Genomic DNA, 11,949 nt, shown 5'->3' with positions numbered 1-11,949 from the left:
CGGTCTGAATTAGGAGTACCCCGTGATCACATCCCGTCTGCGCACGCTGCGCGACTACATCCGTTGGGCGGTCAGCCGCTTCCACGAACATGAGCTGTTCTTCGGCCACGGGGCTGACAACGCCTGGGACGAGGCGAGGCTGCTGGTGCTGGGGGCGGTGCACCTGCCGTGGGAAGTGGCCGACAGCTACCTGGACTGCATGCTCGAAGACGCCGAGCGTGTGCAGTTGCAGCACCTGCTCAAGCGCCGCATCGAAGAGCGCGTACCTACGGCGTACCTGCTGGGCGAGGCCTGGTTCTGCGGCATGGCGTTCATCGTCGACGAACGTGTGCTGGTGCCGCGCTCGCCCATCGGCGAACTGCTGGAAAACCGCCTTGAGCCGTGGCTGGCCAGCGAGCCTGCACGCATTCTGGACCTGTGCACGGGGTCCGGTTGCATCGGTATCGTGGCGGCGGATGTGTTCCCCCAGGCCGAAGTGGTGCTGGGCGACTTGTCGTTCGAGGCCCTTGAAGTGGCCAACCAGAACATCGAGCGTCACGGCCTGGACGGGCGAGTGTACACGGTGCAGGGCGACGGCTTTGCCGGGTTGCCAGGGCAGCGCTTCGACCTGATCCTTTCCAACCCGCCCTACGTCGATGCCGAAGACTTCGACGACATGCCTGCCGAATATCACCACGAGCCTGAGCTTGGCCTGGCCTGCGGTGCAGACGGCCTGGACCTGGTGCGGCGCATGTTGGCCGAGGCGGCTGACCACCTCACTGAAAAGGGCTTGTTGATTGTGGAGGTGGGCAACAGCCAGGTGCATGTCGAAGCCCTGTACCCGGACGTGGACTTCGCCTGGCTGGAGTTCGAGCGCGGGGGCCATGGGGTGTTCATGCTCACCGCCGAACAGTGCCGCCAGCATCAGGCGTTGTTCGCTTCCAAGGTGTAAACCGCGTGGGGGCTGTGCCGCAGCCCCCTGTTGGCTAGCGCGTGGCGATCCAGATCAGCAGGCCTGCCTGGAACAGCGCGAACGCGACCAGGCACGTGATGGTGAAGCGCAAGCCGCTGTCTTCGCGCTGATATTTAGCCACGCGCTCGTCGCGTTCGCGCAATTGGGCGCTGGTTTCCTGCAGTTGCTGCTCTGCCTGCTGCAACAATTGCGCAGCCTCCAGAATGCCCACCTGCTGGACACGCTCGCTGTTCCAGGTGGTTGGCAACTGCCCGGCGGTGGTTGCCACAGTGTGGCCCTTGAGTACCTGGCCTTCTTCGTATTCCACTTCCAGGCCCGCGCCGCGCAGGCAATGGTCACGGCGCAGGCGTGATTCCTCCTGCAGGGCGTCCTTGCTGGGCAGCTTGAATTCCTCCACCTGGTAGCTGGGCCACCTGCGTTTGAGCCATTGCGCGGCCTGTGCTAGCAAAAAGCGCCCCAGGCCGCGGTTTACCGGCTCCAGCTGCAAGCCGTGCTCATCCCCGATGCGCACCCGTTTTTCACGGTGGTCCACGCGGATGTCCAGGCGGTTCTGCCCTTTGTGCACCTTCTGGCCGGGCAGCTGGATGTGCATGCGCAGCAGGCTGTGTTCGGTGTCGTGGCGCTCGGCATGGCCGAACTGCACGTAGCGCAGCGGCCGTGGGCCGGTGGCCCGGTCGATGGGCAGGGCGGCCAGGCGCAGCAACTGGTAATGCTCGACGGCCAAATCCGCCCAGGGCAGGGCGGGGGTTGGCTGGGGGTCTTCGGCCGGCTCTGTGGCAGTAGGTGTTGTGGTCATCAGGGCATGTCCTTGGCTATGCCTGCTGTATCGGCAGGCATGCCGCAGACCTGAGGCCGGGCATTAGGCTGGCGGCAGGTGCTGGATGAACGTGACGATCTGCTCGCCCAGCTCCCGGGCCAGTGGCAGCTCGGGGTTCAAGTAGCTGTCGCGTTGCTGGCTCATGCTTTTGGGGCTGATACGCAGCATGTGGTTCATGCCGTCAATCAGAACTAGTTGAGCATCGGGCTTGGCCGCCTTCAGGCGTTCGGCGTCCGCCACATCCACCTGCACATCGTTGCGCCCCTGCACGATCAGCGCCGGCACGGTGAGGCGTGCGAAGGCCTGGGCCGGGTTCTGGCGGAACAACGTGATCAGGTAGGGCTGCACGCTGGGGCGGAACACCTGGCGCAAGGGCGCGGGCACGTCCAGGCTGGTCTGGCCGGCCTGCAGGCGGTCCAGCAGTTCGCTGCCGCGGGCGAGTTGAGCGGGGGGCAGGCGTTCGGCCAATTGCTCGCGCAGTACGTCAGCCATGGGCCGGCCGCTGCCGGCCAGGCTGATCACCGCGCTGGCACCGGCCTGCTCGGCGGCAAGGCTGGCGATGAGTGCGCCTTCGCTGTGGCCGATGAGAATCAGCTGGCCGAAGCGTGGGTCAGCTTTGAGCTTGCGGCTCCAGGCCACGACATCGGCCACGTAGCGCTCCACGCTGAGGTCGCGTTCGTCTGGGGTGGCGGGTTGGCTGGCGGCCACGCCGCGTTTGTCGTAGCGCACGCTGGCGATGTGCTGGTTGGCCAGCAGCAGGGCCAGGCGCTTGAGGTTATCGACCCGGCCGGAAGCGGGGTTGTTGCCGTTACGGTCGGTGGGCCCGGAGCCTGCGATGATCAGCACCACCGGCGGTGGTGTAGCCTGCTGGGGCAGCAGCAGGCTGCCGTGCAATATGCCTTGGCCGGTATCCAGGTCGATGGGGCGCTGCAGGACGGTAGGGGTGGCGGCCTGGGCCAGGCCAGTGAACAGCAGGAACAACAGGGCGACAAGGCGCGGCATGGTGCGGGGCTACTTGGGTAGGGGGATAGCACTTTGACCTTACGCGCAGTGGAAGGTTCTGCGCGGGCCCGCCACGCCATCGCGCCCCGCGCCCTAGATGATCGGGCCAGTCAGGCCTGTGACAGGCGCACGCGACCGCCTGGTTTGTACGCCACGCCACCTCCCAGCCCCATCCTGTATACTGCCGCCTTTCGTTCATCTCAGGCAGATCTCGCGGAGCGTCCATGTCCGGCAATACCTATGGCAAGCTGTTCACTGTCACCACCGCAGGCGAGAGCCATGGCCCGGCGTTGGTCGCCATTGTCGATGGATGCCCGCCAGGCCTGGAAATCTCCCTGGCCGACCTGCAGCACGACCTCGACCGGCGCAAACCCGGCACCAGCCGGCACACCACCCAGCGCCAGGAAGCCGACGAGGTGGAAATCCTGTCCGGTGTGTTCGAAGGCCGTACCACGGGCTGCTCGATCGGCCTGTTGATCCGCAACACCGACCAGAAGTCCAAGGACTACTCCGCAATCAAGGACCTGTTCCGCCCCGCTCACGCCGATTACACCTACCACCACAAGTACGGTGAGCGTGACTACCGCGGCGGTGGCCGCAGTTCGGCCCGTGAAACCGCCATGCGTGTGGCTGCCGGTGCCATCGCCAAAAAGTACCTGGCTACCCAGGGCATCACGGTGCGTGGCTACATGAGCCAGCTGGGCCCGATCGAGATCCCGTTCAAAACCTGGGAGTCGGTAGAACAGAATGCTTTCTTCAGCCCAGACCCCAGCAAGGTGCCGGAGCTTGAGGCCTACATGGACCAGCTGCGCCGTGACCAGGACTCGGTCGGGGCCAAGATCACCGTGGTCGCCGAAGGCGTGATGCCTGGCCTGGGCGAGCCGATCTTCGACCGCCTGGACGCCGAGCTTGCACATGCCCTGATGAGCATCAACGCGGTCAAGGGCGTGGAAATCGGCGCGGGCTTTGCCAGCGTGGCACAGCGCGGTACCGAGCACCGTGACGAGATGACCCCGCAAGGTTTCCTCAGTAACAACGCCGGTGGCATCCTGGGCGGCATCTCTTCCGGCCAGCCAATCGTCGCTCACCTGGCCTTGAAGCCAACGTCCAGCATCACCGTGCCAGGCCGCTCCATCGATGTGCACGGTAACCCCGTGGAAGTCATCACCAAAGGCCGGCATGACCCGTGTGTGGGCATCCGCGCCACGCCGATCGCCGAGGCGATGATGGCCATTGCCCTGATGGACCACTTGCTGCGCCACCGCGCACAGAACGCCGACGTCAAGGTCGCCACGCCCGTACTGCGCTAGCGTTTACCCGCCCGTGCCGGGTGTTTCGCCTAGCGGAGCACCCGCAGCAGGCCACAAAGGCCATTCCATGCCCGCGATCCCTTACTGGCGGTTGTCCAGCTTTTACCTGTTCTATTTCGCCCTGCTGGGCTCCACGGCGCCGTTTCTGGCACTGTACTTTGACCACCTGGGCTTCACGCCGGCACGTATTGGCGAGCTGGTGGCCATCCCCATGCTGATGCGCTGCATCGCCCCCAACCTGTGGGGCTGGCTGGGGGACCGCACGGGCCAGCGGCTGCTTATCGTGCGCCTGGGGGCATTGTGCACGCTGGCGACCTTTTCCCTGATTTTTCTGGGCAAAAGCTACGCCTGGCTGGCACTGGTCATGGCGTTGCACGCTTTCTTCTGGCATGCAGTGCTGCCCCAGTTCGAAGTTATCACCCTGGCACACCTGCATGGCCAAACCGCGCGCTATAGCCAGGTACGCCTGTGGGGGTCGATTGGCTTCATCCTGACCGTGGTCGGCCTGGGCCGCCTGTTCGAGTGGTTGAGCCTGGACATCTACCCGGTCGCCCTGGTGGCCATCATGGCTGGCATCGTCGCCGCCAGCCTGTGGGTACCCAATGCCCAGCCCGTCGAGCAGGGCGAGCGCCGCGCAGCTGGCGGTTTTCTGCACCAGCTGCGAGCGCCCGGTGTGGTGGCGTTCTATGTGTGCGTGGCACTGATGCAACTGAGCCACGGGCCTTACTACACCTTCTTGACCTTGCACTTGGAACACCTGGGCTACAGCCGCGGCGCCATCGGGTTGCTGTGGGCGTTGGGCGTGGTGGCTGAGGTGTTGATGTTCATGGCCATGAGCCGCCTGTTCGCGCGGTTCAGTATCCAGCGGGTGCTCCTGGCCAGCTTCGTGCTGGCGGCCGTGCGGTGGTTGCTGTTGGGCAACCTGGCGGCGGAGCCTGGGGTACTGGTGTTCGCACAGTTGCTGCATGCTGCCACCTTCGGCTGCTTTCACGCTGCCAGCATCGCATTCGTGCAGGCCAGTTTCGGGCCGCGCCAGCAAGGTCAGGGCCAGGCCCTTTACGCCGCGCTTTCAGGCACCGGCGGGGCGCTTGGCGCGCTGTACGCGGGCTACAGCTGGACATGGCTGGGGCCAGGCTTCACCTTTGGTATGGCCAGCGCCTCGGCGCTGGCTGCAGCCGTTATCATGGCGACCCGTTCGCAACCGACCAGGACCTGACCGCTGATGAGCATTCTCTGCGTATTTGACCCTTCCAGCCCGGCATTGCCCAACAAGGTGCTGACCCACCGCGAAGACATCGAGGCGGCGCTGGCCGAGCACGGGGTGTCTTTGATCCACGCCGAGCATGGTCTTTGGATACGCCCAGGCACAGCCGAGGCAGACGTGCTGGTCGCATGTGGTGATCACCTTGACCGACTCATGACCACCCACGCCAGCCCTGTCTATCGGCTGGTGAACCGCGACGGCGAGCAGGTTGACGCATTAGCGCTGCGGGAAGAGCACACCCATGACGGCCAGGAAGTGTTTGCGGTGATCAGCGGCCGTGCGCAACTGGGCTTGCGCTTGGGCGGGTGGGTGTATTCAGTGGTGTGCGAGAAAGGCGATCAGTTGACCATACCGGCGAACACGCGGCGCTGGGTGGAGTTGGGCGAAACCCCGTTTTGCCTTGCGTTCAGGCTCTATGCGAGCGAGCAGAGTGCAAATCCGTTATATACGGGCGATGACGCCGCACGGGCGTTTTTGGGAATCGACGAACTTTGATGGGCCTTGCTGGTCTGTTCGAGGGTGAATCCATCGGGCGTCACCCGCCAACAGGCCAGCTCAGGCAGGCGACCACTCAGCGGTAGGTCGGCAGGGCGAAGCGTTGTTGGCTTTGCAGCATGCTGATCACCGGCAGCTCACTGGCTTGTTCGGCCAGGTCGCGGCGGATGGCGCTGATGGCCCAGGACAGCTGTTCGGCGCTGTGCAGTTGCCCGTAGGTGAGCACACGGCGGGTCACCTTGCCGTCAGCGGCGCGCAGGGTCAGGAGAACACCGCCGTCCGGACGAGGCTGGGTAGCAACCTGGTAAGCCGAAAAGACCGAAACGAATTTTTCCTGGATAAGGTTCATGGCAACTCCTGACAGGTGTAGGGCAATCGTGAAGTTGTAGATTGCAGTGACCGTGCCAGCTTTTGGATATTGCAAAAACCCATATAAATCAATGGTTTGCGGCTTACTTCAAGAAGGGTCTCCGTGCAAGCTGCAAGGTCGTGCAATTTGCACAGTGCATTTTGCACGGCGGGGCTCGTTGGCTATCGCAGCGATAGATTCTGAACCTTTGACCCGCAACCGGGGCCTGACAAACACTTAGGCACCGATTATTGCCAGGAGGTTCCCCCATGCAGACCCAAGCCGCGCCCTCTCAAATGACCGCCGACGAAGCCGCCGCCTTTGCCGAACAAGTGTTCGACCGCGCCCGCCAAGGCGACGCCGAGATGCTCGAGCGCTTGCTCGCCAGCGGCCTGCCCGTGAACCTGCGCAACCAGAAGGGCGATACCCTGTTGATGCTGGCCAGCTACCACGGCCACCATGATGCGGTGCGTGTGCTGCTGGCCCACGGTGCCGATGCGCTGATCGCCAACGATAACGGCCAGTTGCCCATTGCCGGGGCCGCGTTCAAGGGCGACATGGCGATGATCCGCCTGCTGCTCGAGAACGGCGTACCGGTAGATGCAGCCGCGCAGGACGGGCGCACGGCGCTGATGCTGGCGGCCATGTTCAACCGCCTGGAGATCCTCGACTACCTGCTGGCCCAAGGCGCAGACCCGGCGCGCCAGGATGCACGGGGTGCCACTGCCCTTGTTGCGGCCCACACCATGGGCGCAGTAGACGCCGCGGCGCGCCTGCAAGCGCTGGCCGGCTAACCTCACGGGGGCATTTGCGGCTATCCTTGGCACCTTTTTACCCGCCGCAGGCCCCGTTCATGAAAATTCAGTTGCTCGAATTCATCAGCCTCATTGGCGCAGGCTGCATGCGTGAGGCCGATATCGAGCGCATTGCCGATGAGGCTGCCCAGGCCTACGCCGACCCGGCGGCATTTCTTGCCGCCAACCCCGACATCAACTATGACGACAGCTTCCCCATACCCCTGGGCGAGTGGGTAGTGCTCGGCAGCTTGCCCGATACCGTGGTCTTCCAGGCCGACAGCTACCAGGAGCTGTTCGAGCACATCAGCGGCTCGTTTGACCAAAGCGTGCCGCTTACCCTCAAGCCCAAGCAACTGGCACGCACCGAGCCGCTGACCGCGCTCAACCGCATCCAGGTGCAGATGGGTGCCTTGAACAAGGAAGCAGGGGGGTACGTGCTGCTCAACTTCAGCCAGTTGCTCGATGACGAACTGCAAATGGTCATGGTCGGCCAGCATGACCTGGCACGGGTGACGGAGCTGGGTGCGGCGTTGGGCATCAAGGTTGAACCTGCCCTGGAAGCGTTGAAGGTTGCCGTGCACCTGTAAACGACGTGCACAGGCGCGGGGCTCAGCCCAGTGCGGTATCGAGGAACATCATCACTGCAAAGCCGCCCATCAGGCCCAGGGTTGCCGAGGTCTGGTGGCCATTGCGGTGGGTCTCCGGGATGACCTCGTGGCTGACCACAAAAATCATCGCCCCGGCTGCAAGCCCCATGCTGATAGGGTAGGCGACCGCGAAACCCGTGGATATGCCCAGGCCGATCACTGCACCCAAGGGCTCCATCAGCCCGGACCCTATCGCCACCAGGGCGGCCTTCAGGTTCGAAAGGCCGGTAGCGCGCAAGGCCAGTGCAACCGCCAGCCCTTCAGGGATGTCCTGGATGGCGATGGCGGTGGTCAGCGGTAGCCCGATGTTCATGTCGCCATTGGTGAAGCTGACACCTATCGCCATGCCTTCGGGCAGGTTGTGCAGGGTGATTGCCAGCACGAACAGCCACACCCGGCTGAACCGCTCGGTTTCCGGGCCGGCCACGCCCACCCGCTCATGCTCGTGGGGGGTGAAGCGGTCCAGCCCGAGCATCAGCAATACCCCCAGGCCCATCCCGACCACCACCACGAACGCCGCAGCAGGGCCGTTGCCGGTGATGTCCCGCGCGGCATCCAGGCCCGGCAGAATCAGCGAGAACGAGCTGGCCGCCAGCATCATGCCTGCTGCGAACCCCAGCATCACATCCTGGCTGCGCGTGCTCACGTCACGCAGCACCACCGCCAATATTGCACCCAGTGCCGTGGCACCGAACCCTGCCAGGCCACCTACCGCCGCCAGGTGCAGGTGCTGCGAATGGTCGCCGTGCACGGCATTCCACAGGCTGGCGCCCAGCAGCACGACCACCGCCAGCAAGCTGAGAACAAGGCCGGCGCCTACCCATGGGTTGTTGGCGATGTGTTGCCGCCAGGTGCTCAGCGGGGAAGCGGCGGCGCTGTGACTGTGTACAGGGGGCATGCAAACCTCGGGTTCAAAAGACAAGGCAGTCTAAGCAGTGACCCGAGCCTGGCGCCAAGGATTCCGCTCTATCGGTGTAATAGCTGGCTATGCTATGCAGCATCAACCCCTGAACTGGAGTGCATGGCATGGGATCGACGTTCAACAGCCTGGTAGGCCTGATCATTCTGGCGCTGGACATCTGGGCCATTCTCAACGTGATCAAGAGCGGCAACGAGGTGGGCAGCAAGGTGCTGTGGATACTGCTGATCGCGCTGCTACCCGTGGTTGGCCTGGTGATATGGGCCATCGCCGGCCCCCGCGGCAACGTGCGTATCTGACCGTTGGCGGCCGGGCGCCCGGCCGCGATGCCGCCAGTGGCCAATCGGGCCGTGACAAAATTTTCACAATGATTTAAACAGAATCCGCTCCCGCACAATGCTGCGATGGCCCTCCGCCGTCGCGCTCTTCGCAAACCGCAATTCTAGGACCTTCCCGTTCATGGCCAACCCGGACGCCTTGAAGCAATGGGGCGCGCGAGCGTCGTTCTCGCCCACCCTCAAATCCCACCTGGCCTACACGCTGCTGAGCGCGCTGGTCATCATGCTGATGCTCAGCCTCGTGCGCCTTGCGCTGCTGGTCTACAACAGCGACATGATCGGCGATACGCCTGCTGCAACCGTTGCCGAGGGCTTCCTCAACGGGTTGCGCTTCGACCTGCGGGTGGTGGTGTACATCAGCGTGCCGCTGCTGCTGGCGTTGCTCAGCCCGTGGGCCATGGCGCGGCGCGGGGTGTTCCGTTTCTGGCTCACCCTCACATCCAGCGTGGTGATGTTCCTCGGCCTGATGGAGCTGGACTTCTACCGCGAGTTCCACCAGCGCCTGAACGGCCTGGTGTTCCAGTACATCAAGGAAGACCCCAAGACCGTCATGAGCATGCTCTGGTACGGTTTCCCGGTGGTGCTCTACCTGCTGGCCTGGGCATTCGGCACCTGGCTGCTCAGCCTGTTGTTCAAGGGTGTCGACCGCGCTACCCGTGGTGATGGCGTGCAGCGTGTCGCCCCCTGGTACAACCGGCTGGCGGTATTCATGGTGATTTTGCTGGTGGCCGTGGTCGCCGCCCGTGGCACCTTGCGCCAGGGCCCACCGATGCGATGGGGGGATGCGTTCACCACCGACTCCAACTTCGTCAACCAGCTGGGCCTGAACGGTACCCTGACGCTGATCGATGCGGCCAAGAGCCGTTTCGGTGAAGACCGCGCCAACATCTGGAAGCCGGTGCTGGAGCAAGGCGTGGCCACCCAGACCGTGCGCCAGCAACTGCTGACGCCCAACGACACCCTGGTGGATGCCGACGAAGCCGCCGTGCGCCGTGACTTCCTGCCACCTGCCGCAAACACGCTGCCGATCAAGAACGTGGTGGTGATCCTGATGGAAAGCTTTGCCGGCCACTCGGTGGGCGCGCTGGGCAGCCCCAACAACATCACCCCGTACTTCGACAAGCTGGCCAAGGAAGGGCTGTTGTTCGACCGCTTCTTCTCCAATGGCACCCATACCCACCAGGGCATGTTCGCCACCATGGCGTGCTTCCCCAACCTGCCGGGCTTCGAGTACCTGATGCAAACCCCGGAAGGTGGCCACAAGCTTTCTGGCCTGCCGGCGCTGCTCAGTGCCCGGGATTACGACGACGTCTACGTGTACAACGGTGACTTTGCCTGGGACAACCAGTCCGGGTTCTTCGGCAACCAAGGCATGACCACGTTCATTGGCCGCAACGACTTCGTCAACCCGGTGTTCTCCGACCCCACCTGGGGCGTGTCCGACCAGGACATGTTCGACCGTGGCAACCAGGAGCTGGCCAAGCATGACGGCAAGAAGCCGATCTACGCCTTGCTGCAGACCCTGTCCAATCACACCCCGTACGCCTTGCCCGCCAACCTGCCGGTGGAGAAAGTCACCGGCCAGGGCACCCTGGACGAGCACCTCACCGCCATGCGCTACTCGGACTGGGCGCTGGGCCAGTTCTTCGAGAAGGCCCGCAAAGAACCTTACTTCAAGGACACCCTGTTCGTGATCGTTGGCGACCACGGCTTCGGTAACCACCAGCAGGTCACCGAGCTGGACCTGGGCCGCTTCAACGTGCCGCTGCTGCTCATTGCGCCAGGTATCCAGGAGAAGTTCGGTGCGGTCAACCACACCGTCGGCACCCAGGTGGACATCGTGCCCACCATCATGGGCCGCCTGGGTGGCGAAACCCGCCACCAGTGCTGGGGCCGTGACCTGCTCAACCTGCCTGCAGGCGATCAGGGCGTGGGCATGATCAAGCCATCGGGCAGCGAGCAGATCGTCGGCCTGGTGCAGGGCGACCGTGTGCTGATCGAGTCCAAGGACATGAACCCGCGGCTGTATCGCTACCAGCTGGGCCGTGAATTCAAGGCCGAGCTGATTGAAAGCCCGGACCAGCCGCAGATGCTCAAGCAGCTGGAAGCCTTCATTCAGACCGCCACCAAGAGCCTGCTGGACAACACCGCAGGGGTCGTGCACGGCACGCCCAAGTAGCGCCCTAACAGGCAGCGGGCTGCCCCTCAGGCAGCCCGCAACTTTCTGAACATTCTCCCAGGCCCAAGGTCAGTAATTCAGGCATCGCAAACCAGATGTCGTTTGATTGAGAGGGCTCGTTCGATGAAAGAGTGGGAAGTCATCTTTGCCGACCAGAAAGGCGCACCGTCTTCGATCGTGCTGCAGGCCGAACATTGCCCCAGCGAGGAAGACGCCGCACGTGCGATACGCACGCAGTTGTTCCCGGTCATGGATGAGCTGGACCTCAACGATTTTCAGGACCGGGCCATTTCCCCCACGGCACGCTGGCTCAAGGAGCATAGCGGCGTCACCATCACCAGCATCCACGAAGCGCCCTGAATCACAGGTTTGCGTGGTGCCTGCAAGGGCACTACGCTGCTGGAAGGTGCCTGCCGTTCTGCGGGCAGGTACCTCTTCAACTCGCGTCTTGCAACAGCTCGAACTGCCAGGCCATTACCGGCAGGTGCGTAGTGCACGGAAAGTCTATCCATCGCGTTACTTAGGAGGACGATTCATGAGCAGCCAAAACGACGACATCAGCAGCAACGTCCTGCGTCAGATGAAGGCAGGCGGTTTCGACTTTACTCAAATCCACCCCATCGAGTTCTATGCCGTGTTCCCGGACGAGGCTGCAGCGCGGCGTGCAGCCACGCAGTTCCGGGGCGAGTCGCTCAATGCCCAGGTCACCGAGCTGGGCGATGGGGGGTGGCACCTGGAGCTGAGCAAGGTCATGTACGCCACCCATGGCGGCATCGGCGATTTCGAGGAAACCTTCGAACAGCTGGTGACACCCTATGGGGGTGAAGTGGAAGGGTGGGGCGTCAAACAGGAGCGGCTTACCGCTTGATCCATGGCGTTC

Annotated in this window: 14 protein-coding genes; 10 read left to right on the top strand and 4 right to left on the bottom strand. The window is 63.7% G+C overall.

The genetic code is table 11. From position 1 onward, the window contains the following. The first annotated feature begins 22 nt into the window (after positions 1-22). Complete coding sequence (gene prmB, locus PPA02S_RS10880; protein WP_028634746.1) at positions 23-931, top strand: 50S ribosomal protein L3 N(5)-glutamine methyltransferase; 909 nt, start codon at positions 23-25, stop codon at positions 929-931. Between the two features lie 34 nt (positions 932-965). Here the strand turns inward: prmB and PPA02S_RS10875 are convergent, their stop codons facing one another. Both PPA02S_RS10875 and PPA02S_RS10870 read right to left on the bottom strand, forming a co-directional pair. Then, positions 966-1,748, bottom strand: a complete 783-nt coding sequence (locus tag PPA02S_RS10875; protein ID WP_028634747.1) for a hypothetical protein — start codon at positions 1,746-1,748, stop codon at positions 966-968. 63 nt (positions 1,749-1,811) lie between these two features. Continuing rightward, complete coding sequence (locus PPA02S_RS10870; RefSeq protein ID WP_028634748.1) at positions 1,812-2,771, bottom strand: alpha/beta hydrolase; 960 nt, start codon at positions 2,769-2,771, stop codon at positions 1,812-1,814. Between the two features lie 224 nt (positions 2,772-2,995). Here PPA02S_RS10870 and aroC point away from each other — a divergent pair, with 224 nt between their 5' ends. The 3 genes from aroC (at position 2,996) to PPA02S_RS10855 (ending at position 5,840) form a co-directional block, all read left to right on the top strand. Next, on the top strand, positions 2,996-4,081 hold the full coding sequence (gene aroC, locus PPA02S_RS10865; RefSeq protein ID WP_028634749.1) for a chorismate synthase: 1,086 nt from the start codon (positions 2,996-2,998) through the stop codon (positions 4,079-4,081). Between the two features lie 67 nt (positions 4,082-4,148). Beyond that, on the top strand, positions 4,149-5,297 hold the full coding sequence (locus tag PPA02S_RS10860) for an MFS transporter (RefSeq protein WP_028634750.1): 1,149 nt from the start codon (positions 4,149-4,151) through the stop codon (positions 5,295-5,297). Positions 5,298-5,303: 6 nt separating this feature from the next. Next, the gene (locus tag PPA02S_RS10855) at positions 5,304-5,840 is read left to right on the top strand and encodes a cupin domain-containing protein (protein WP_028634751.1); all 537 of its coding nucleotides are present in this window, start codon (positions 5,304-5,306) and stop codon (positions 5,838-5,840) included. A gap of 76 nt (positions 5,841-5,916) precedes the next feature. On the opposite strand, the gene PPA02S_RS10850 is transcribed toward PPA02S_RS10855, so the two are convergent. After that, positions 5,917-6,189 (bottom strand): DUF3509 domain-containing protein, encoded by a 273-nt coding sequence (locus tag PPA02S_RS10850; protein WP_028634752.1) that lies wholly within the window; start codon positions 6,187-6,189, stop codon positions 5,917-5,919. A 269-nt stretch (positions 6,190-6,458) separates the two neighbouring features. Here PPA02S_RS10850 and PPA02S_RS10845 point away from each other — a divergent pair, with 269 nt between their 5' ends. Then, on the top strand, positions 6,459-6,983 hold the full coding sequence (locus PPA02S_RS10845; protein WP_028634753.1) for an ankyrin repeat domain-containing protein: 525 nt from the start codon (positions 6,459-6,461) through the stop codon (positions 6,981-6,983). A 59-nt stretch (positions 6,984-7,042) separates the two neighbouring features. Continuing rightward, positions 7,043-7,573 carry a hypothetical protein gene (locus PPA02S_RS10840; protein WP_028634754.1) on the top strand — a complete coding sequence of 177 codons (531 nt, stop codon included), beginning with the start codon at positions 7,043-7,045 and terminating at the stop codon, positions 7,571-7,573. A 22-nt stretch (positions 7,574-7,595) separates the two neighbouring features. Here the strand turns inward: PPA02S_RS10840 and PPA02S_RS10835 are convergent, their stop codons facing one another. Then, on the bottom strand, positions 7,596-8,531 hold the full coding sequence (locus PPA02S_RS10835; RefSeq protein WP_028634755.1) for a ZIP family metal transporter: 936 nt from the start codon (positions 8,529-8,531) through the stop codon (positions 7,596-7,598). A gap of 128 nt (positions 8,532-8,659) precedes the next feature. Here PPA02S_RS10835 and PPA02S_RS10830 point away from each other — a divergent pair, with 128 nt between their 5' ends. The 4 genes from PPA02S_RS10830 to PPA02S_RS10815 all read left to right on the top strand — a co-directional run bounded on the left by PPA02S_RS10830 (position 8,660) and on the right by PPA02S_RS10815 (position 11,937). After that, positions 8,660-8,851, top strand: a complete 192-nt coding sequence (locus tag PPA02S_RS10830; protein ID WP_028634756.1) for a PLDc N-terminal domain-containing protein — start codon at positions 8,660-8,662, stop codon at positions 8,849-8,851. Between the two features lie 160 nt (positions 8,852-9,011). Then, the gene (locus tag PPA02S_RS10825; RefSeq protein WP_028634757.1) at positions 9,012-11,069 is read left to right on the top strand and encodes an LTA synthase family protein; all 2,058 of its coding nucleotides are present in this window, start codon (positions 9,012-9,014) and stop codon (positions 11,067-11,069) included. A gap of 123 nt (positions 11,070-11,192) precedes the next feature. After that, a complete protein-coding gene (locus tag PPA02S_RS10820) occupies positions 11,193-11,429 on the top strand; it encodes a hypothetical protein (RefSeq protein WP_028634758.1) in 237 nt (78 codons plus the stop codon). Positions 11,430-11,604: 175 nt separating this feature from the next. After that, entirely contained in the window at positions 11,605-11,937 is a 333-nt protein-coding gene (locus PPA02S_RS10815) for a ribonuclease E inhibitor RraB (RefSeq protein WP_028634759.1), read from the top strand. The last annotated feature ends 12 nt before the right edge of the window (positions 11,938-11,949 follow it).

The sequence above is a fragment of the Pseudomonas parafulva NBRC 16636 = DSM 17004 genome, assembly GCF_000730645.1.
In the GTDB taxonomy this organism is placed as follows: domain Bacteria; phylum Pseudomonadota; class Gammaproteobacteria; order Pseudomonadales; family Pseudomonadaceae; genus Aquipseudomonas; species Aquipseudomonas parafulva.
This window is presented reverse-complemented; position numbering and strand designations above follow the sequence as displayed.

What these genes read in the sequence shown, in the direction of transcription:
- PPA02S_RS10875 (WP_028634747.1), bottom strand. Translation starts at nt 1,748, where the DNA reads ATGACCACAACACCTACTGCCACAGAGCCGGCCGAAGACCCCCAGCCA.
- PPA02S_RS10870 (WP_028634748.1), bottom strand. Translation starts at nt 2,771, where the DNA reads ATGCCGCGCCTTGTCGCCCTGTTGTTCCTGCTGTTCACTGGCCTGGCC.
- aroC (WP_028634749.1), top strand. Translation starts at nt 2,996, where the DNA reads ATGTCCGGCAATACCTATGGCAAGCTGTTCACTGTCACCACCGCAGGC.
- PPA02S_RS10860 (WP_028634750.1), top strand. Translation starts at nt 4,149, where the DNA reads ATGCCCGCGATCCCTTACTGGCGGTTGTCCAGCTTTTACCTGTTCTAT.
- PPA02S_RS10855 (WP_028634751.1), top strand. Translation starts at nt 5,304, where the DNA reads ATGAGCATTCTCTGCGTATTTGACCCTTCCAGCCCGGCATTGCCCAAC.
- PPA02S_RS10850 (WP_028634752.1), bottom strand. Translation starts at nt 6,189, where the DNA reads ATGAACCTTATCCAGGAAAAATTCGTTTCGGTCTTTTCGGCTTACCAG.
- PPA02S_RS10845 (WP_028634753.1), top strand. Translation starts at nt 6,459, where the DNA reads ATGCAGACCCAAGCCGCGCCCTCTCAAATGACCGCCGACGAAGCCGCC.
- PPA02S_RS10840 (WP_028634754.1), top strand. Translation starts at nt 7,043, where the DNA reads ATGAAAATTCAGTTGCTCGAATTCATCAGCCTCATTGGCGCAGGCTGC.
- PPA02S_RS10835 (WP_028634755.1), bottom strand. Translation starts at nt 8,531, where the DNA reads ATGCCCCCTGTACACAGTCACAGCGCCGCCGCTTCCCCGCTGAGCACC.
- PPA02S_RS10830 (WP_028634756.1), top strand. Translation starts at nt 8,660, where the DNA reads ATGGGATCGACGTTCAACAGCCTGGTAGGCCTGATCATTCTGGCGCTG.
- PPA02S_RS10825 (WP_028634757.1), top strand. Translation starts at nt 9,012, where the DNA reads ATGGCCAACCCGGACGCCTTGAAGCAATGGGGCGCGCGAGCGTCGTTC.
- PPA02S_RS10820 (WP_028634758.1), top strand. Translation starts at nt 11,193, where the DNA reads ATGAAAGAGTGGGAAGTCATCTTTGCCGACCAGAAAGGCGCACCGTCT.
- PPA02S_RS10815 (WP_028634759.1), top strand. Translation starts at nt 11,605, where the DNA reads ATGAGCAGCCAAAACGACGACATCAGCAGCAACGTCCTGCGTCAGATG.